The organism is Arenibacter algicola, assembly GCF_000733925.1.
Lineage (GTDB): Bacteria > Bacteroidota > Bacteroidia > Flavobacteriales > Flavobacteriaceae > Arenibacter > Arenibacter algicola.
The window spans coordinates 707,585-726,376 of the sequence record NZ_JPOO01000003.1; the positions used below are offsets into that span (position 1 = coordinate 707,585).

Sequence of the window (18,792 nt, forward strand, 5' to 3'; positions counted from 1 at the left end):
CGTCCCGTCTGGTGCAATCTAAAAACTTTAGTAGGCAATATACACTAAACCGGTATCTGTTGGCTCAAACAATGTAATGTCCCAAAGCCCCATATAAGATCAATGGCACTAATTCCTAGGACTTCCCTATCCGGAAAGCAGGAAGCTATGGTATTTAAAGCAATTCTATCGGCTGCATCATTGAATGTAGGAACCAATACACATTTATTAAGAATCAGGAAATTGGCGTAACTGGCCGGCAAGGTCAAGCCTTCGAACAAGATATCCTTAGGCATTGGCAAGGTTATAATCTTTGGAGATCTACCATCTTCCAACTTAGCCTTTTCTAAGCGTGCCAAATTATCTTGAAGGGCCTTATAATTTTTGTGCTTTGGGTCCGACTCCACAACGGTTACAATGGTCTCCACATCCACAAACCTACACAAATCGTCTATGTGACCATGGGTGTCGTCTCCTATGATGCCATCTCCTACCCAAATGGTATTGGTTATACCAAGGTATTCCTTAAAGATAGCTTCATAATCCGTTTTGGTAAAATTGGCATTTCTTACCTGTACCTTCGGATGCAAAAGACACTCCTCCGAAGTAATCAGGGTTCCCTTACCATTCACTTCCAAGGCCCCACCTTCCAAAACCACGGGTTTTCCTTTGTAAACCACTTGTGTCAACGGGACTTCCAAGACTTCTGAAATGGCCTTGGGCACCTTTCTATCCAGTTTGTAATTGGAGTATTTGGCCCAACCATTAAAGTTAAAGTTTAAGGCTTCGCGGTTCTTGCCATTTTTAATAATAATCGGCCCGGAATCCCGCATCCAACTACGGTTGGTCTTCTGAATTATAAAAACGACTTTTTTAAGGTTCACGGTGGCCATTTCCAGCATTTCCATAACCTTTTTCTGGTGTTTGGCACTGTCTACTACCAGAAAGACCTGCTCATAGGTTGCCACCTTTTTAATGAATTCTACAAAAGCCCATTGTATGGCTCCGTACTTGCCTGGCCAATCATTACCGTTATGGGGAAAACAGAGCAAAATACCCTGCTGTTTTTCCCATTCTGCAGGAAACCTTCTCATTTAATCCAAAGCTCTTTTGGTGATATCTGCAAAGGCATCTATACGGCGATCCCTAAAGAATGGCCAATTCTGGCGTACATTTTCCTGTAGATCCAGATCCACTTCCGCTATAAGGATCTCTTCCTTATCGTGGGAGGCTATGGCCAAGATTTCACCTTGAGGGCCTGCGATAAACGACTTACCCCAAAATTCTATACCCTCCGTATTTGGGAGATATTGCTCCAAGCCAATTCTATTGGCGGCAGCCACAAATATCCCGTTGGCTACGGCGTGACCTTTCATTACGTTCATCCAGGCATTGTATTGCTTTTCCCCATATTGCTCCTTCTCCTGTGGATGCCAGCCAATGGCCGTAGGGTAAAATAACACTTCAGCCCCCTTAAGAGCAGTAAGTCTTGCCGCTTCCGGATACCATTGGTCCCAGCAGATAAGGGTTCCTATGTTGCCTTTTTTGGTAGGATTGTTCTTAAAGCCTAGATCCCCCGGGGTAAAATAGAATTTTTCATAGAAATGTGGATCGTCCGGAATGTGCATCTTTCGGTATAGTCCAGCTTCGGTACCATCAGTGTCAATAATATAGGCACTGTTGTGATAAATACCGGCCATTCGCTTTTCGAAGAATGGTACAATAATTACCACTCCCAGCTCCTTGGCCAAAGCACTAAAGGCTTTAAAGGAAGTACCGCCCAATGGCTCCGCCAAGGCAAAATTGTCCGTATCCTCACTTTGACAAAAATAATGGCTACTATATAGTTCAGGGAGACAAATAACCTCTGCCCCTTGCTCGGCTGCTTTTTTAACCCAAGCGATGCACTTTTTCAAATTGTTCTCGGCAACATCGTTGAGATTTAACTGTACTACTGCAATCTTATATTTCTTCATGTCGTTATAATAAAAGATGTTGCAAAAGTAATATATATTAAATAATATTCGACCCAATTAAGCCGGGCACAAAAAGAACTTCTCAACAATAAAAGATGTGTCTACAATAGTTCCTTGCAGAAATAACCGTTGGAATTTAACATAATTTCCACATGGCTTGTAATATTCCCAACAGTTTCAATACGCAGTATATTATCACGATCTTCAAAATCGAAATCCACTTTTAAAATTTCCTTGAACAGATTTAAAAACTGTCTGACTCTGGATTCCTCTTCTTCGCTTATATTGGTCTTAAAAATTGTAATCATAGGGTATATCAAGTTTATTTCCACCACTGGGAGGTTGTTTTCTCCAATCGGTTAAGGTTGATAGGTTCACCAATTCTTGGAGTCAGCACATCCAAGTTTAACTCCTCTGCCCTGTTGGTAACACGTTCTACAGGTTCGGTCCAAGGATGCATTGCCAACTTGAATGCACCCCAATGGATGGGCATTATTTGTTTTGCCCTTACATCCAAACCGGCCTGGGCCGTCTGTTCTGGAAACATATGTATATCGGGCCACATCTCATTGTACTGTCCGCATTCTATCATCGCAAAATCGAAAGGTCCATACTTGTCCCCTATTTCCTTAAAGTGTGGGCCATAACCGCTATCGCCACTAAAGAAAATATTATCCTTTTGGGATTGAATCACCCATGAACTCCATAAGGTATTGGCCCTATCGGAAAAACCCCTTCCTGAAAAATGCTGGGCCGGGGTACATCTAAAAGTCAGATCATCCTCTAGCACTTCCTGCCACCAATCCAGTTCCACAATACGCTCTTTTTCCACTCCCCATTTTTGCAAGTGTGCCCCTACCCCTAGCGGGGTATAAAACATTTTTACCTTGTCCTTTAATTTCTGAATGGAGCCGTAATCCAAATGATCATAGTGGTCATGGGAAATTAAAACGGCATCGATCTTGGGAAGTTTTTCCACCTCAATCGGAAGCTCTTTGCTGAAACGATTGGAGCCCAACATGGGATGTGGTGCAGGAACCTTTCCGAACATGGGATCTATCAGGATTGTTTTGTTGCTGATTTGCAATAGAAAAGCGGAATGACCAAACCAGATAAGTCGCGTACTGTCCTGATATTCCACGATATCCAATGAATCCAATTTCGCCACAGGAATATCCTTATTAGGTTTGGTAAGTGGTGAAGGCCCAAAAAAACCTGCCAAACTCTTTCCCATATCGCGCATACTCATATCCAGTTTAACATTGCCCTTATTGATAAATTTTCCATCAACATAATTGGGCGATTTTACATAGATCCTCTTCTGCTCCATGGTGGGTGCCCCTCCAAACTCTGGGCTTAAATACAAAAATAGAACCCCTATCACAATCACTAATAGAAGTCCGCTTCCAATTACTATACTCATTTTCTTTATAATTTTTTTCAATGGATTATTACTTTTCGTCGCGAGTTTCGCATTTAACAGACTTATTATCGAATATTTATTCTATTTTAATTTAAAAAAAACTAGCTTTTAATGGCATCCCAAACCATAGAGAACATAAAGTCGATATTTATCTGGTTCAACTCTATTTTTCCATCCATAATTAATTTTACGGTTTCCCCCATTAAGGCCCCTATTATGCCCATTAGAATGTTGTTGTCTATATTTTTTAGCAAGCCTTCCCTCTTCCCTAGTTCAATAAGGTTCATGGCCATTTTACTTTTTGTCTCCTTCACGGATATAGGTACCTTTTCGTAATAAGGCGATTTCTTCAACTGCTCCAAAAAGCTCATTTCCTTTTTATTGTTGATACTGAAATTGATCCAAAATAGCCATAGCATTTTTAGCTTTAGCTTATAGGGCAGGTCCTCCGTTATTTCCTGTTCACTTCTCTGGGTTTCCCTTTCTATAAGCCCTATGGCAATGGAAACAATTAAATCTTCCTTATTCCTGTAATATACGTATAGCGTAGATACGGAAAGGCCAACGCGATTGGCCAGGTCTGCCATCTTTATTCCGGCAAATCCCCTTTCGAAAACAACATCCAAGGTGTTTTCTACTATCGCCAATTGTTTTGTTTCATCTTTTACCCTCACGGTGCAAATGTATAATTTAAAATCGAATAAATATTCGATTATATGAGGTTTTGAGATTTTATTTTTTCATTTCTATACTTAATGAGCCCAAAATAAACTTCAAAAGTAACCTTGATACTGTCTCAAATATTTTATTGGCTAGAGCCAAGTACAAAGAGATAATCCTTATCTTAGGATTTGATAACCCATACCTATTTAAAATATTCTAAAGACCTATGCTTATTTACTACTTTACAGTAGCCGCGAAAATCATCATTTTTATAAGCATTATAAATGTTTGGTTTATTCGCTTCAACAAACCCACCCCTTGGCGCGGCGGTGATTCCAAATCCATGAAGGAGGAATTTGAAACCTATGGTCTGTCCCACACCATAATGTACCTTGTAGGCACCATTAAGGTTGGTCTTGCCATACTTTTGATCGTCTCCCTCTGGATTAAAGATTTGAGCACTCCGGCCGCAGGGGCCATGGGAATTTTTATGTTGGGTGCCATTGCTATGCATTTTAAGGCAGACGACCCTAATATCAAGTCATTTCCTGCCTTGATCTTATTTATACTTTCAGTAGGAATCGTTGCTGGCGAAGTGGTATTGGCCGATTTATAGTGGCAAGTCGGGCCTCGGCTCCATGTAAAACTAAGGAAATCCAAGGAAGGTGTATCCAATGTAGGCTCTGTACAAGCGCTGTCAATAAATAATGGATTATTTACAAAAAGAAAAAGTGAAAACCGAAGTGGCTTTCACTTTTTATTATTCTGTTTTCAGTCATTGGATTTAACCTATTGGCTGGTCAGCCTCTCAAATATTTAATTCCACTAAGCTTCCTGAAGCTGCTTTTTGGATTGTCTGTAGGTGTATTTAGGATAAATCATTCGCTTTGCAAAACGGTTGACAGTATTGGAATTGACCATCTTTATATAGACTTGCTTGGTAACTCCAAAATACTCATAGGTAGATCCGTCCATAAATGTTATTTCCAATAGCAGTCCTTTGTGGTGATAGTCGGCTATACCGGAATTGGTAATGGTCTCCGTATAAGCCTCCAGGTTTGCGGCTTTGGTTTCAGGAGCAATGCTCACCAAAAAATGATAGCCATCAATAATCTTTCTACTGTTCACCTCTGCCTCTTCGCGCTTACTATCCCCTTCTTGAAATTTATCCGGATGCCATTCCTTTACCAAGTCTCGGTAACTTTTCTTAAGTACCTTTAGATCGATCTCCTTTTCTATTCCAAATAATTTCTTGTATTCGTTTATGCGCTTCATAATGATATTTTTACAGGGCGCGAAACTACGTCTAATTTCTTACAACACGCTGTATTTAACAAATAAAAAAAGCCCATCAGTACTGATGGGCTTTTCATTAAACATGGAAGTATATATTATATAACTTGTACGTTTACTGCGTTTAAACCTTTGTTACCTTCTTTAAGGTCAAAAGATACTTCATCGCCTTCGCGAATTTCATCAATTAAACCTGAAATGTGTACAAAATGATCCTTTTCAACACCTTCTTCAGTGATAAAACCAAAACCTTTTGTGTCGTTGAAAAATTTTACTGTTCCTTTACTACTCATCGTAATGTAATTAAATTTATTATAATATTAAGCTGCAAAGATGGCGCTAATAATTTAAAAAACAGCTATTTACTTCATTTATATTTGAAAACCTATGTTTTTCAGGGCTTTAATTTCAATTTTCCACTGATCCACACCCTAAATTAAAGGACTGTTATCCGTACTTTTTTCTTTTTCTTACGTGAATTGTTCAATTTTTCCGCCAATTGATGGGCAATCGACAAAGGAATGGCAACGAAGGACTAGTCTTATTTTAACTCAATTCGCCACAAAAATGTCCAATATAAAATTCCTTGAAACGGACTATCGTCCAGATATACTTTAATGGAAGCTTGAAATTCCCTACATTAATGTTTTTCTTCTCGATTTTTTTAATGTAAGCTTGGTATTGAAAATATTATTAAATCCAAGCTGGCAAAAGTGAGTGAAATTACCAATCAATAGGAAAGTAATCCTTTAAAAATTTACCTGACCAATGTTTCCCGGTAGTAATTCCGTCTATTAACGGATCCATGACTCGGGCAGCACCGTCCACTATGTCCAAAGGAGGTTGAAAATCATAGACTTCCTGTTTCATTTTGGATAGTTCAGCGGGATCTTCATCCGTCACCCATCCCGTGTCCACTGCATTCATAAATATTCCTTTTTTGGCCAAATCCCCCGAAGCGGTGTGTGTAAGCATATTTAAAGCCGCCTTGGCCATATTGGTATGTGGGTGGCGCGATTCCTTAAAATTTCGATGAAACTTCCCTTCCATTGCCGAAACATTAATAATATGTTTTTGTCCGGTGTTCTCCTTCTTCATTAATTCTGCCAAACGGTTGCACAATATAAAAGGAGCTACGGCATTTACCAATTGAACCTCCAACATTTCGGTAGTTTCAATTTCTCCTAGTTTAAGTCGCCAACTATTTGTTTTGCGTAAATCGACCTGTTGTAAATCAGCATCCAATTCGCCAGTGGGAAATACTTCTTTTGCCACCAATGCATTATCAAAACTATATGGAATTTGGGATAATTTGGCAGAAGCACTCAACCCGATACCAGCTTCCGGTCCGTGCCAGGTTACCGGCATGTTCTGATTTGGTGATGTCCCGGACCTTAATTCTTTTAGTTCCTGTAAGCAAGAGGTATGATCGCTTAAAACTTCTTGCACAGATAAAGGAAGTGATGTTATGGATCTTTCCTCGTTGGACATTAGATGATGGTAGAACCCTGAAGGCCTTCGCACGGTTTGCGCAGCATTATTGATAAGAATATCCAATCGCTCATATTGCCGCTCTATATAATTGCAAAAAATTTCTACACTTGGGATATGACGCAAATCAAGGCCATGAATTTTTAATCGATGCCCCCATTCCATAAAATCATCTTCCTTAGAAAAACGTAAGGCCGAATCAACTGGAAAACGTGTTGTGGCAATCACCGTGGCACCACCTCGCAATAACATTAAAGTTATTTGATATCCAATTTTTAATCTTGATCCCGTTACAACGGCGACCTGACCTGTTACATCGGCAGTTTGAAATCGCTTGGCATAATTGAAATCGCCACATTCAATACACATTGTATCATAAAAATGATGAAGTTCGCTAAACTCCGTTTTGCAAACGTAGCAATTTCTGGCTACCTCCAATTCCTGTTTTTTATGATTTTCCAATGCAGCAGCTGCCAACAGTTTGGGGGCTACAAATACATGGGCTTCGCGTGCACTTCTGATACCTGTTTCCTTACGGGCATTTTTATCCCTTGCCGCTTTTTTTCGCAGCGCAATTTTCTTCCCGTCCTTTTTCCTTCTAGCAAACTCTTCCCTATTGGGTCTGGAAAACTGACCAGATACTTTAATTAGAGCTGTTCTTTTCTCTTTTGGAATTTCGAATATCTGATCAGTATGGTCCACTAATTGCTGTAAGAGTGCAATACAATTATCAATCTCCTCTGGAGTGATTACAGCTTTATTCCCTTTTAGATCTTCTTTCATTTTTAATATATTCCGACGGATAAAAATTTGGTTTTTACTCTAAAAAATTAAAGAATCGTAATCCGTACTTTTTTCTTTTTCAAACGTGAATTGTTCAATTTTTCCACCAATTGATGGGCAATGGATAAAGGAACGGCAACAAAGGCACAGTCTTGTTTTAACTCAATTTCCCCCAATTGGTCCTTATTTATATTCCCTTGTTTAAAAAAAAGCCCGGCAATATCACCCTTGGAAATTTTATCCTTTCTTCCTCCTGAAATAAATAAGGTTTCCCAAAACTGTTTCATAGGTGCCGCTTTTTTGGAAATATCCATATCGCCGGAATCCTTTATAAACTCAGACAATCGCTCATTTTCCCATTTTAGGACATAGGCAGTACCTTTGGCATTTACCCTTGCCGTTCTCCCATTTCTATGGGTAAACTCCTCCAAAGAATGTGGAAGCTCGTAATGAATTATATATTTTAATTCCGGGATATCTATTCCCCTTGCCGCCAAATCCGTGGCGATTAAAATTTGAGTGGTTCCGTTTCTAAATTTAATAAGGGAACGCTCCCTATCCTTTTGCTCCATACCTCCGGAAAAACAACTGTGCCCTATTTTATTTTTCTCCAATAAAGAACTTACTTCTTCTATACTATCCCTAAAATTACAGAAGATGATTCCAGGCTGATTTCCCAGGTGATGCAACAGTTCCAATAGCCTTGGAAGTTTATCCTTAGAAGTCGACAACACGATCTTAATTGCCAATTTTGAACCAACTTCTTTCTCTAAATAGTCGATGAGCACAGGATTATCCAATTTCACAAAACTTGGAATTTCAACTCCCTGTGTAGCTGAAGTCAAGATCCTTTTTTTAATATTGGGCAATTCACTGAGAATTCCTGCCATTTCATCCTCAAAACCTATTTCCAGTGACTTGTCAAACTCATCCAACACCAAGGTTTCAATACTTTTCTTAGAGAACCTGTCACTATCAAAATGGTCCAAAATACGTCCTGGGGTGCCTATTAAAATAGAAGGGTTATGTTTAATTTCGATCTTATCCTTGGACATAGGGCGTCCTCCATAAACGGCATTTACCTTATAACCGGTCCCCATATTCCTAACCACTTGCTCAATTTGTATGGCCAATTCCCGGGTAGGCACTAGAATAAGTGCCTGGACCTCGTCAATATTAGGATCCAGAGTTTCCAATAAAGGCAATAGAAATGCCAAGGTCTTACCGGTTCCCGTTGGGGACAGAATAATTGTATTGGCTGTTTTTTCAATAACAGAAATGGCCTCTTCCTGCATAGGGTTCAACTGCTGGATATTTAATTTTGATAAAATATCCTCCTGCTCTTTTATATTGTTGGCCATGATTATTGTTTATTTTTTTTCTTTTTGGGCGATTCCAATTTTGGGCTTCCACTGCTTGATTGCCCCAAATGATCTGTAAGTATCTTATCTATAAGTTCCTCCTTGGTCAAGTGATGAAATACTGTTCTTATTTTCTCCCTAAAATCTTGGGAAATAGTACGATTGGGTTTGGTCTTGAATATTTTGTTGGCCCAAATCAAGGCGTTATTTTCTTCAATACTTTCGGCATCCGCTTTTTTAAATTCTTTAAAATCTATACCCAACTCCTTTTGGAATTCGGCAATATCCTCTACTTCCTCTTTCTGGATAACGGTCAATGAAAATCCAGCTGCCCCTGCCCTAGCGGTACGTCCACTCCTGTGCACATAGGTATCATAAGTATCTGGCAAATGATAATTTACTACATAGGATATTTCCTTAACATCAATACCACGGGCAGCCAAATCGGTCGCCACCATAATATCTATAAACCCTTCCCTAAATTGTCCCATTACCCGATCTCGAATACCCTGGGTTAAACTCCCATGTATTGCACCTGATCGGAATTTATTGATAGCCAAGTTTTTTCCCAATTTATTTACCGCCGCTTTCGTCTTGCAAAAAATAATTCCTCTTTCTCCCTCCCTGGACTTTAAAAAGTGAAGTAGAACTTCCAATTTCTCAATGGGTTCTACGACAACATACCTATGTTCTATTCCCTGATGCCCTACTGTAGCCATGTCCGCTTCTATCTGAACCACATGTTTGGACATATAATTCTGGATCAATTGTATTAAGGCTCCTGGCATGGTAGCCGTAAACAATAATGTTTTTCTGGATTTTGGGATTTCTGCAATAATACTATCCAAATCCACCTTTAAGGCAGTTACCATTTCATCGGCTTCATCCAAGACCAAATACTTAATATTTTTAATGTTCATGGCTCCTCGCTTCACCAAATCCACTAAACGACCTGGTGTGGCTACTACGATATGGGTGGCACTCTTTAAACGTTCTATTTGAGGCTTAATAGGGATTCCTCCACATATTGAAGCAATGGAAATAGACGGACTATGGGTAGAAAAGGAAACCAGATTAGCATAGATCTGTTGCCCCAGTTCCCGTGTAGGCGCCAATATTACGCATTGGATATTGGTATTTTCAGTTTCTATTAATTGTAATAAGGGCAAACCAAATGCAGCCGTTTTACCTGTTCCTGTTTTTGCCAGAGCAACTACATCCTTGTTTTGCTCCAAAATCACAGGAATCACCTTCTTCTGAATATCAGTGGGCTCTGATATTTGTTGGTCTATTAAACTTTGAAGTAGGTGTTCGTTAATTCCTAAATCAGAAAACTGCTTTGACATAAAATAATTTTCGGCAAAGATAGCCACAGTTTTCTAGGGAATGCCTGTAATTGGTTTATATTCCAATATAAAAAATGCCCTGACTTGTATAGTCATAAATAACACCCCATTCTACTTTAATTTTGAATTGGACATGGTATAAATTATAATCCATAATAATCCTCCCATTTTCCTTTCTATAGGTCATAACCCATGGAACTAAAAAAGTCCAGCAATAAGAATTGACTGGACTCTATATTTTTGAAACAATATGTTTTCCTATTTAGAATTCCTTTTTTCCAAACTCACTTTCTATAAACTTTGCCTTACTTTTTATGGCATTAAAAGTATAGGACAAATTAAGTGATATCATATCTACCTCATACCTGTAATTGGTAGTAGTGTAAAATTCATTGGCTTTATAAGTAGTGATTCGCTGTTTATTGGTATCCAACAATCCCATATCAATATTCTGCCAATGAAGGGTAGCCGTTAATTTATTGTCAAAAAACGACTTTCGGAAACTTAGATTGGGGGAATAGAACCTAGAATCCTCTCCTTGGGCGGTATTCGTTTCGGACAAATAATTAAAAGTAAACTGTAAAGAAGCATTTTCCCAGAATGAATAGGTAGAATTTAGGTTGAAAGAATATATAGTGGCATTCGTATTTACATCATAATTTCTGGTAATACCATCCCTATGCCTAAATACAAAGGCCCCCTTAATATCATAGGAATATATGTTAGCGCCTAAATAATTGCTCCAATTTTGGCTCGGTTTTAATTGTCCCCCTATTTCCAGTCCAACGGCATTGCTTTTACCTACATTGGAATACACCCTGTTAATAATACTGTCCAATACAGCACCATTGGCTTCATAGGCCAAGGTGTTTACACGGTTTATTACATTGTCCACATGTCTATAATAAGCTGTGGCACTTACCGAATTACCTCCTTTAAAATTTTTGACGAACCCCAATTCTACCAAATCTATGAACTCAGGTCTCAATTGATTGTCCCCTTGTTCAAAAACCTCGGAGTGTTCCCTTTCTGCAAAACTGTTCATTTTTAGGGTGGTTGTCCGTTCTACCCTTTTGCTATAGGCTGCCTTTAATTTGGTAGCATCGTTCACAGCATATTGCAAGGAAGCGGATGGGAACAACTTAACAAAATCATATTTATAGGTTTGCTCGGGTTCGGCAGTCCTTAAATCCTCGGAATAAGTGCGATCCATAGATTCCAAACGCAGGCCACCGGCATAATCCCATTTATTGCTTGCGCCTGTAAGTTGGGTATATCCAGAATGAATGGTACGCTGTAAACTTATATTACTGGAAAACTCAGGTACTAAAACGCCATCGCGCTCATAAACAAACTCACCTGTGTGGTCAATATCCCTAAATTGATAGCCTGTTTCCAATGTACCAAAGGAAAAAGGCTTAAATTGATAATCCACATTCACCCTATACCCGTTTAGTGGGTTATCATTGGTATTGTACTCCTGCTGATAAATAATATTACGATCGGTAAGACCCAAATTATCATTATAGGTAGGACCGCCCAAAAAAGTGTATTCATACAATAGGGAGGTAGACAACTTGGAATCATTGTTGAATTTATGGGCATAATCAAAACTTCCCAGGGCAAAATCGCCTTTTCTGGTTCTTAAATTATGATTATAATACTGAAAAGTATATTCCCTAATGCCACTGCCAATAGGTGAAATGGCATGATTGTCATAATAATCGATATCGGCCAAACGATCTACAGTATGTTTTCCTGCATAGAAACCCAAAGAATAGGTATCTGCATCAGTAGGTGTGAAATCTACTCCAAAACGCCCATTATAGCTAATATCATCAAAACTCCGCTCCCCATCGGAAGGCAAAAAAGTTTGCTTGTCCTCTATCTGATTGATGACAAAAACCTCACCTTCCCTCCTACCTGTTTTATCATTGCGCTGGTAACTGGTACCAAAGGACAGGTTCCATTTGTCCGTTCTTCTATTTAAGGTAGCATCCACCCCATATCTTTGTGCAGCCACCTTAGTGTCATAGGGTTCTATTGAAGGTAAACCTCCGCGCAGGTTCACTTGGGCATAAACTCCATTGGTGGCTCCCTTTTTTGTTATTATATTTAAAATACCTCCTTTACCCTCAGGATCATATTTGGCCGAAGGCGCTGTAATCAACTCCACTGTTTCCAATGAATTTGCCGGTAATTGGTACAATATGGCACTGGCATCACCTTGGGTTGGTTTTCCGTTGATTAAGACGGCAAATCCAGAACTACCCCTGACACTGACACCGCCTTGTGCATCAACAGTAACCGATGGCAAATTTCTTACTACATCAATGGCATTACCGCCCTGACTGCTTTGAAACTTTTTGGTATCGAATACCTGACGGTCTATCTTATGAAGAACTGTGGCCCGTTCACCCTTAATAACCACCTCGTCCAATTGGTTCCCGAAGGACAAGCCAATTACGGTAAGGCCTCTTAAGGGTTGCCCTTTATCTATCGTAATATCGGATATGGTTTTGGTATCGTACCCCATAAAGGAGGCTTCCATATAATAGGTTCCGGGTTTCACCTTGTCTATAACAAAGGATCCATCCTGAGAAGTAACTACACCCGTTATCAGGGAGCCATCTGTTTGATTATAGAGGGCTGCCGTGGCATATTCCAATGGCGAATTATCTGTGGCATCAATAATTTTTCCTGAAATTTGGGCAGTTGATACTTGTACTCCGACCAATAGGACCACAAGCATAAAGAAGTTCTTACAATTCATAAATATCCATTCAAATTAAAAATTTTGACAAAAATAGAGGAGACTTCCAACTTAAAATGGTGTATTTGAAAAAGGAATGGTACCAATACTTAAACTAGGTTTTTTCTGTACTGTAATGGGGTAAGTTGTGTATAACGTTTAAAGTATTTGGTAAAGTGTGAGCTGTCCTTAAATTCCAAATCATAGGCAATGTCACTGATTGATTTGTTTGTATAGGCCAATTGTCTTTTTACCTCCACAATAATATGTTCAGCAATAACATCGGATGCCGTTTTATTGAACACTTTATGACATAAAGCATTGAGATTCTGTGAAGTAGTATTTAAAATTTCTGCATAGAACGAGACATTATTCTTTAAGTTTTCGGACAATAAATTTACAAATTGAACTGTCTTATCCGTATTTTCCCCACCTTGTAAAGTGGCATACCTAACCATTTTCGACAATATAGCCTTTACCCCGCCCTCCACTGCTTCCTGGTTTAAATTAGCTTGTTTCATCTCCCAACATAAGGACTTAAACAAAGCGTTTAATGATTTGTCCCCTTCATCAACCATTATTTTTTGACAGTTGTTAAGTTTTATCAATTGCGTATTGATGTATTTATCCAAGGTTTTCTCTAAAAACGATTCCTTGATAATGATGACATACCCCTTGGGTTTTGTGGTAATCTCCCAATGATGAACCTCATCCTTTTTAACAATAAACAACAAGGGTGGTTCTATACTGTGACTTTCCATGTCCAAATGATGAAAACCACTACCCTTTATAAAATATATTATTTCGAGATATTTATTGTGTTTGTGAGGCTTGGTATACCTTTTAGTGACATCGAAAGGTTCTATTTTTATACCAACTTCAGCGTTAATTTTGTTGTATGTGCTGATGGAATCGTTCAAAATGGTCTGTGGTTAACTAAGTATAATAGCAGTAAATGTAAATATTACGTTTTAAATTCAATTTTAGTAAACTTAACTTTAAGATAAATTTATCTTAAAGTTTATTAGCCTTAATATCCGAAGTGCGCTCTGTATTGCGTATCTAAAGGCTATACCTTTTTGAATACGATGATTTTGGCAGATTACATCATGGTCAGATTTTGCTTTAATCATAGTCCTCCCAAATTAACCACTATCCCCTACCACTCCCAAATAATCAGCCTTTAATAACAATATCCTATTTTATGCAAATTTTTATTCCTGTAAACTTTTGTTAAAGTGATATAAAAAAGAATGAACATTCATTTTTTACTCTTATCTTTGTACCCATATTGCTATCAACCCTGAACAGCACTTTATAAATTTCCATTTAGAACATTATGGCAAAACTTCAAAAAAGTATTGAAAAGCGTAATGCCTTGGTAAAAGCTACCATTAACCTAGTCAATAACAATGGCTTTCACGCTACTCCAATGTCCAAGATTGCAAAAATGGCGAACGTCTCACCCGCTACCATTTACCTGTATTTTGATAATAAGCAGGACCTTGTAAACAAGGTTTATATAGAAGTAAAGGCGGCTTATACCGATTATGCTTTCAAAAACTACAGTAACGACATACCTGTATCCAAAGGTTTTGAAATAATTTGGAAGCGCATTGCCGATTTTAAACTTAAGGAAGTAGAAGAAGCTATGTTTCTTGCCCAGTGCGACAATACCCCAATAATAGATGAAGCAAGTAGACAGGAAGGTCTTAAACACCTTCAACCTTTACTTGACTTATGGGAAAGGGGACAGAAGGAAGGTATTATAAAACCTTTGTCGCCCTACCTATTATACGCGTACTCCATAAATCCCCTCTCCTTTTTAATGGTAATGCAACAAAGGGGTGTTTTTCAATTAAATCAGGATCACCTAGAGGATGCCTATCAGGCGGCATGGAACAGTATTAAAAAATAAAACTCAATTCACTTAAAACAACATTATGATTCAGACAATTTTATTAAAAAAACGACCTAAAGGGAAACCTACTTTATCGGATTTTGAATTTTTAAAGGAGGCAAAGGATCTAAGCATCCAAGAAGGCGAAATACTTTTGGAGGCTACTTATATTTCCGTGGACCCTTATTTAAGGGGAAGAATGAGCGATGCCAAGTCGTACATACCACCTTTTGAGATAGGTAAACCCATAACCTCCGGGGTAGTAGCGAAAGTTATTGCTTCCAAGAACGATAAATTTAAACAAGGGGATTATGTTTCGGGGATGATGGACTGGAAAACCCAACAGGTTTCCAAAGGGGAAGGCCTTTTAAAAATAAATAAGGACCTAGCTCCCCTCAGTGCCTATTTGGGCATTTTGGGTATGACCGGACTAACCGCCTATTGTGGGCTCACCCAAATTGGCAAACCCCAGGCCGGGGAAACCTTAGTAGTTTCGGGTGCTGCGGGTGCCGTGGGCAGTGTGGTGGGACAGATTGGAAAAATACTGGGACTCTATGTTGTGGGTATTGCCGGAACGGATGAAAAAGTGGCCATGCTTACCTCGGATTTTGGCTTTGATCACGCCATTAACTATAACACCACAGAGGATATGGGCACAGCCCTTAAAACTGCATGTCCAGATGGTATTGATATTTATTTTGACAATGTAGGCGGCCCCATTTCTGATGCTGTTCTATTTAATATCAACAAATTTGCCAGAATGATCATTTGCGGTGCTATTTCCGTGTACAATAACACAGAAATTCCAAAGAGCATTAGCGTTCAACCCTTTTTGGTGAAAAATAGCGCATTAATGCAAGGATTTATAGTTTCCAATTATTCGGAGAAGTTCCCGGAGGCCATGAAGCAGTTATCCACTTGGTTGGCGGAAGACAAATTAACATACACCGAAACCACAGTGGAAGGTTTCGAAAATACCCCACAAGCATTTTTGGATTTGTTTGAGGGTAAAAACAAAGGGAAAATGATCGTAAAAGTCTAAGACTTGGATTTGGACCCTAATTAAGAATTAATTAAAAAATATTTAGAATGAACATATTATTTGTACTAACATCCCACAATGAATTGGGGGATACCGGAAAGAAAACTGGATTTTGGATCGAAGAATTTGCGAATCCATATTATACTTTATTGGACAAAGGGGCCGATATTACACTAGCGACACCAAAAGGTGGGGTGGCCCCGATAGATCCCAGCAGTGACACTCCTGATGCCAGCACCAAGGATACGGAGCGATTTAAAAATGATGCCGTGGCACAGGATAAAATAAAGAATACTTTGGCCTTGTCAAAAATAGATCCCAGTGACTACGACGCCGTATTTTATCCAGGAGGCCATGGACCGCTATGGGATTTGGCGAACGATACCACCTCTATAGCACTCATTGAGACTTTTAACAGACAGAAGAAACCTATTGGCTTTGTATGTCACGCCCCGGCCGCACTAAAAGGGGTTAAAAATGAAGATGGCTCTCCCCTGGTTAAAGGCAAAAAGGTAACCGGATTTACCAATACTGAAGAGGAAGCCGTACAACTTACCAATGTGGTTCCCTTTTTAGTGGAGGATATGTTAAAAGAAACTGGAGGTATTTACTCCAAAAAATCTGACTGGGCTCCTTATGCCATACAGGATGGTAATTTAATTACAGGACAAAATCCGGCATCCTCGGAGTTGGTGGCGGAAAAACTATTGGCTTCCCTTAATTAAGGAATCGCTTTTAAGCTTTAAAAGCTGAACATCTTTCAATAGTTGTTCGGCTTTTTTTTTGTAATCGGATTAGGTCTGCATTTTATTTCAATTGGATACAGCTAATCTTCAATTTTGTAATGGACTGGATTCCCCATTGCATTGAACATACGGCAAATTATATAATCTTATACAAAAAAAGGTGGGCTATGACACCCACCTTTTACATATCTTATAAAGTATTGTTATTCCCCAGCAACCAAAACAAAATCTTGGGAGGTGGTATTTCCAGCAACTATTTCTATATCGGCAACAGACTGTTTTTGGTAGGTTGATAATTCTACCTCAACATCATAACTTCCGGCCATTAGTCCCATAACCATGTATTTTCCGTCAGCATCCGTAAAAGTAGTAGTATTCAAGGTGTCGGCTGCAAAAACGGCCACTTGTGCTCCCTCCAATCCTACTGCAACTTCTTCCTGAAGTGTTGTCACCTTACCAGACAAGGTACCAGCGGTGGACATATTACAAGCTTTAATGACTGGTTTAAAATTAAATCCGGTTATATTCTCAAAATTACTGCCTCCACCTTTAGCTACAAAAGATTTGCTTACATCAAAATCTAACAATAAATCAGCACTTAGGCCGCCTTCAACAACAAGACCAGGTTTAATAAAGATCTTTATACCCGTTTGTTCCCCGCTAGGTACTTTTAAATCAAAAGTGGAGCCATCCGTAAGTACCACGTTTACACCTTTAACATATACCCGTACAAGGTCGTAAATTCCAACAGGCACATCAAGATCGACCAAATTCTTGGTAACTCCGTTGGTAAGTTCCAAAAGGTTGACCTCCATTTCATCTTCCATCAGAACAACAAAGGAAGATTTTTCTTCTGTTATCATTGAGGAATCTGAATTATCCTCTACCTCGGAAATAATATCCATATCCCCTTTGTAACGGGCATCTATCTTAAAAATAGTAACGTTGGCCTCTGCTACCAGATCATGTGGAAAAGGTGCGTCCGTTAGATTAACGGAAAGCCTTCCATAATCACTATTCTTGTCATCATTGTCAGTACAAGAGATTAAAACGGTTACAAAAAACAAGGCAATTGTAAATAGTTTAAATTTCATAGTTATAAATTTTAGTAATTAGTAATCAATTGGTTTACCTCCTTATTTAAAGGCTATACATATAACAACAACCAAAGATGGGGCATACCCTACCACTATCTCAATATTTTTTATTTTTTTCGTTGAAATGCATCCCAAATTTAATTTTCCAGAGATTATCAGCAAATAAACATAAGGAAAAAGTGACTATTTGAATCCATTATAAATCGAGCTTCAACTGCTTTTATGCAACATTACCCAAAAAGGCCCAAGTTATTCTTCTAGCGATCGGTGGTCATAGCTCAACACCCGTTTTAACTGCCACTTACTATCCTGCAGTATAAAAACATGGGAGAATTTGGCTATCCCGGTAATGTAAAGTTCTTTATGGGCCTCCTTTATATAAAACTCATGTACCCCGTTTTGTATAGCCCCATATAAAACTCCGTTGTTGTACAATGGAAATACCTCCATACTGTCCGCTACCAATTTACGAATAGGCTTCTTGTCCCCGCTTCCGCAAATATTCTGTTCTATAGCCTTAAAAAATTCCTCCTTGGAAGTGCTTATCCCGGACTGATCATGATAAAATTCCAAATCAGGGGCAATTAAGTGCTCCATTTCCTTGAGCTCACAATTATTAAAACCATTTTCGAACAAGATACTGTCCAATTTTAATATTGTACGGTAAAGTTCGGACGAGGATTCCATTTGTGCCTGTCCAATGTTGAAAAATAATAACATGAGGATAAAAAGTCCCGATATCCTGAAATAAGAAACGGTTTTCATAGTGAACAATGTTAAGGATTATGCTTTTAAAGATAATGCCCTTAAACTTTTGTTACAACATTTCGCTTACAAGGAATTCTGGTAGGTGCCTACTTCCTGTTTCAAGAAAGTAAAAGTTGGGACTGTTCACAATCTTGGAAAATAAAAAAGAGGCCCACAACAGCCCCCTTTTTAA

At 38.8% G+C, this 18,792-nt stretch carries 18 protein-coding genes; 4 read left to right on the forward strand and 14 right to left on the reverse strand.

The window, feature by feature from the left end; all coding sequences use genetic code 11:
- Positions 1-44: 44 nt before the first annotated feature.
- The 5 genes from U735_RS0113280 to U735_RS0113300 all read right to left on the reverse strand — a co-directional run bounded on the left by U735_RS0113280 (position 45) and on the right by U735_RS0113300 (position 4,052).
- Positions 45-1,073: an agmatine deiminase family protein gene (locus U735_RS0113280; RefSeq protein ID WP_031444288.1), complete on the reverse strand. Its 1,029-nt coding sequence runs from the start codon at positions 1,071-1,073 to the stop codon at positions 45-47.
- Positions 1,074-1,955, reverse strand: coding sequence for a carbon-nitrogen hydrolase (locus tag U735_RS0113285; RefSeq protein WP_031444289.1), 882 nt, complete (start codon positions 1,953-1,955; stop codon positions 1,074-1,076).
- A 101-nt stretch (positions 1,956-2,056) separates the two neighbouring features.
- The gene (locus U735_RS0113290) at positions 2,057-2,263 is read right to left on the reverse strand and encodes a hypothetical protein (RefSeq protein WP_031444290.1); all 207 of its coding nucleotides are present in this window, start codon (positions 2,261-2,263) and stop codon (positions 2,057-2,059) included.
- A gap of 14 nt (positions 2,264-2,277) precedes the next feature.
- Positions 2,278-3,378, reverse strand: coding sequence for an MBL fold metallo-hydrolase (locus U735_RS0113295; protein ID WP_031444291.1), 1,101 nt, complete (start codon positions 3,376-3,378; stop codon positions 2,278-2,280).
- A 101-nt stretch (positions 3,379-3,479) separates the two neighbouring features.
- Positions 3,480-4,052 carry a TetR/AcrR family transcriptional regulator gene (locus U735_RS0113300; RefSeq protein WP_031444292.1) on the reverse strand — a complete coding sequence of 191 codons (573 nt, stop codon included), beginning with the start codon at positions 4,050-4,052 and terminating at the stop codon, positions 3,480-3,482.
- Positions 4,053-4,267: 215 nt separating this feature from the next.
- Between U735_RS0113300 and U735_RS0113305 the strand changes: the two genes are divergently transcribed.
- Complete coding sequence (locus U735_RS0113305) at positions 4,268-4,657, forward strand: DoxX family protein (RefSeq protein WP_031444293.1); 390 nt, start codon at positions 4,268-4,270, stop codon at positions 4,655-4,657.
- Positions 4,658-4,866: 209 nt separating this feature from the next.
- Here U735_RS0113305 and U735_RS0113310 read toward each other — a convergent pair whose 3' ends face one another.
- From U735_RS0113310 to U735_RS0113345, 7 genes are all read right to left on the reverse strand, one after another.
- Entirely contained in the window at positions 4,867-5,316 is a 450-nt protein-coding gene (locus U735_RS0113310; protein ID WP_031444294.1) for a KTSC domain-containing protein, read from the reverse strand.
- 116 nt (positions 5,317-5,432) lie between these two features.
- Entirely contained in the window at positions 5,433-5,627 is a 195-nt protein-coding gene (locus tag U735_RS0113315) for a cold-shock protein (protein ID WP_031444295.1), read from the reverse strand.
- Between the two features lie 430 nt (positions 5,628-6,057).
- Positions 6,058-7,608 carry an SDR family oxidoreductase gene (locus tag U735_RS0113320; protein ID WP_031444296.1) on the reverse strand — a complete coding sequence of 517 codons (1,551 nt, stop codon included), beginning with the start codon at positions 7,606-7,608 and terminating at the stop codon, positions 6,058-6,060.
- 47 nt (positions 7,609-7,655) lie between these two features.
- Complete coding sequence (locus U735_RS0113325) at positions 7,656-8,969, reverse strand: DEAD/DEAH box helicase (protein ID WP_031444297.1); 1,314 nt, start codon at positions 8,967-8,969, stop codon at positions 7,656-7,658.
- Positions 8,970-8,971: 2 nt separating this feature from the next.
- On the reverse strand, positions 8,972-10,315 hold the full coding sequence (locus U735_RS0113330; protein ID WP_031444298.1) for a DEAD/DEAH box helicase: 1,344 nt from the start codon (positions 10,313-10,315) through the stop codon (positions 8,972-8,974).
- Between the two features lie 262 nt (positions 10,316-10,577).
- Positions 10,578-13,088, reverse strand: coding sequence for an outer membrane beta-barrel protein (locus tag U735_RS0113340; protein WP_031444299.1), 2,511 nt, complete (start codon positions 13,086-13,088; stop codon positions 10,578-10,580).
- A gap of 89 nt (positions 13,089-13,177) precedes the next feature.
- Complete coding sequence (locus tag U735_RS0113345; protein ID WP_031444300.1) at positions 13,178-13,987, reverse strand: AraC family transcriptional regulator; 810 nt, start codon at positions 13,985-13,987, stop codon at positions 13,178-13,180.
- A 419-nt stretch (positions 13,988-14,406) separates the two neighbouring features.
- Between U735_RS0113345 and U735_RS0113350 the strand changes: the two genes are divergently transcribed.
- The 3 genes from U735_RS0113350 to U735_RS0113360 are packed head-to-tail and all read left to right on the forward strand — an operon-like array spanning position 14,407 to position 16,734.
- Positions 14,407-14,985, forward strand: a complete 579-nt coding sequence (locus U735_RS0113350) for a TetR/AcrR family transcriptional regulator (protein WP_031444301.1) — start codon at positions 14,407-14,409, stop codon at positions 14,983-14,985.
- A 25-nt stretch (positions 14,986-15,010) separates the two neighbouring features.
- On the forward strand, positions 15,011-16,009 hold the full coding sequence (locus U735_RS0113355) for an NADP-dependent oxidoreductase (RefSeq protein ID WP_031444302.1): 999 nt from the start codon (positions 15,011-15,013) through the stop codon (positions 16,007-16,009).
- Between the two features lie 47 nt (positions 16,010-16,056).
- Positions 16,057-16,734 (forward strand): type 1 glutamine amidotransferase domain-containing protein, encoded by a 678-nt coding sequence (locus tag U735_RS0113360; protein WP_031444303.1) that lies wholly within the window; start codon positions 16,057-16,059, stop codon positions 16,732-16,734.
- 224 nt (positions 16,735-16,958) lie between these two features.
- Here U735_RS0113360 and U735_RS0113365 read toward each other — a convergent pair whose 3' ends face one another.
- Together U735_RS0113365 and U735_RS0113370 are read right to left on the reverse strand one after the other, a co-directional pair.
- A complete protein-coding gene (locus U735_RS0113365; protein ID WP_031444304.1) occupies positions 16,959-17,849 on the reverse strand; it encodes a DUF4382 domain-containing protein in 891 nt (296 codons plus the stop codon).
- Positions 17,850-18,101: 252 nt separating this feature from the next.
- The gene (locus tag U735_RS0113370; protein ID WP_031444305.1) at positions 18,102-18,617 is read right to left on the reverse strand and encodes a nuclear transport factor 2 family protein; all 516 of its coding nucleotides are present in this window, start codon (positions 18,615-18,617) and stop codon (positions 18,102-18,104) included.
- Between the last annotated feature and the right edge of the window lie 175 nt (positions 18,618-18,792).

Bases quoted from the DNA above. Each gene is read 5' to 3' on its own strand.
- U735_RS0113320 (WP_031444296.1), bottom strand. From the start codon at position 7,608: ATGAAAGAAGATCTAAAAGGGAATAAAGCTGTAATCACTCCAGAGGAG.
- U735_RS0113365 (WP_031444304.1), bottom strand. From the start codon at position 17,849: ATGAAATTTAAACTATTTACAATTGCCTTGTTTTTTGTAACCGTTTTA.
- U735_RS0113325 (WP_031444297.1), bottom strand. From the start codon at position 8,969: ATGGCCAACAATATAAAAGAGCAGGAGGATATTTTATCAAAATTAAAT.
- U735_RS0113290 (WP_031444290.1), bottom strand. From the start codon at position 2,263: ATGATTACAATTTTTAAGACCAATATAAGCGAAGAAGAGGAATCCAGA.
- U735_RS0113310 (WP_031444294.1), bottom strand. From the start codon at position 5,316: ATGAAGCGCATAAACGAATACAAGAAATTATTTGGAATAGAAAAGGAG.
- U735_RS0113370 (WP_031444305.1), bottom strand. From the start codon at position 18,617: ATGAAAACCGTTTCTTATTTCAGGATATCGGGACTTTTTATCCTCATG.
- U735_RS0113340 (WP_031444299.1), bottom strand. From the start codon at position 13,088: ATGAATTGTAAGAACTTCTTTATGCTTGTGGTCCTATTGGTCGGAGTA.
- U735_RS0113305 (WP_031444293.1), top strand. From the start codon at position 4,268: ATGCTTATTTACTACTTTACAGTAGCCGCGAAAATCATCATTTTTATA.
- U735_RS0113355 (WP_031444302.1), top strand. From the start codon at position 15,011: ATGATTCAGACAATTTTATTAAAAAAACGACCTAAAGGGAAACCTACT.
- U735_RS0113295 (WP_031444291.1), bottom strand. From the start codon at position 3,378: ATGAGTATAGTAATTGGAAGCGGACTTCTATTAGTGATTGTGATAGGG.
- U735_RS0113360 (WP_031444303.1), top strand. From the start codon at position 16,057: ATGAACATATTATTTGTACTAACATCCCACAATGAATTGGGGGATACC.
- U735_RS0113285 (WP_031444289.1), bottom strand. From the start codon at position 1,955: ATGAAGAAATATAAGATTGCAGTAGTACAGTTAAATCTCAACGATGTT.
- U735_RS0113350 (WP_031444301.1), top strand. From the start codon at position 14,407: ATGGCAAAACTTCAAAAAAGTATTGAAAAGCGTAATGCCTTGGTAAAA.
- U735_RS0113330 (WP_031444298.1), bottom strand. From the start codon at position 10,315: ATGTCAAAGCAGTTTTCTGATTTAGGAATTAACGAACACCTACTTCAA.
- U735_RS0113315 (WP_031444295.1), bottom strand. From the start codon at position 5,627: ATGAGTAGTAAAGGAACAGTAAAATTTTTCAACGACACAAAAGGTTTT.
- U735_RS0113280 (WP_031444288.1), bottom strand. From the start codon at position 1,073: ATGAGAAGGTTTCCTGCAGAATGGGAAAAACAGCAGGGTATTTTGCTC.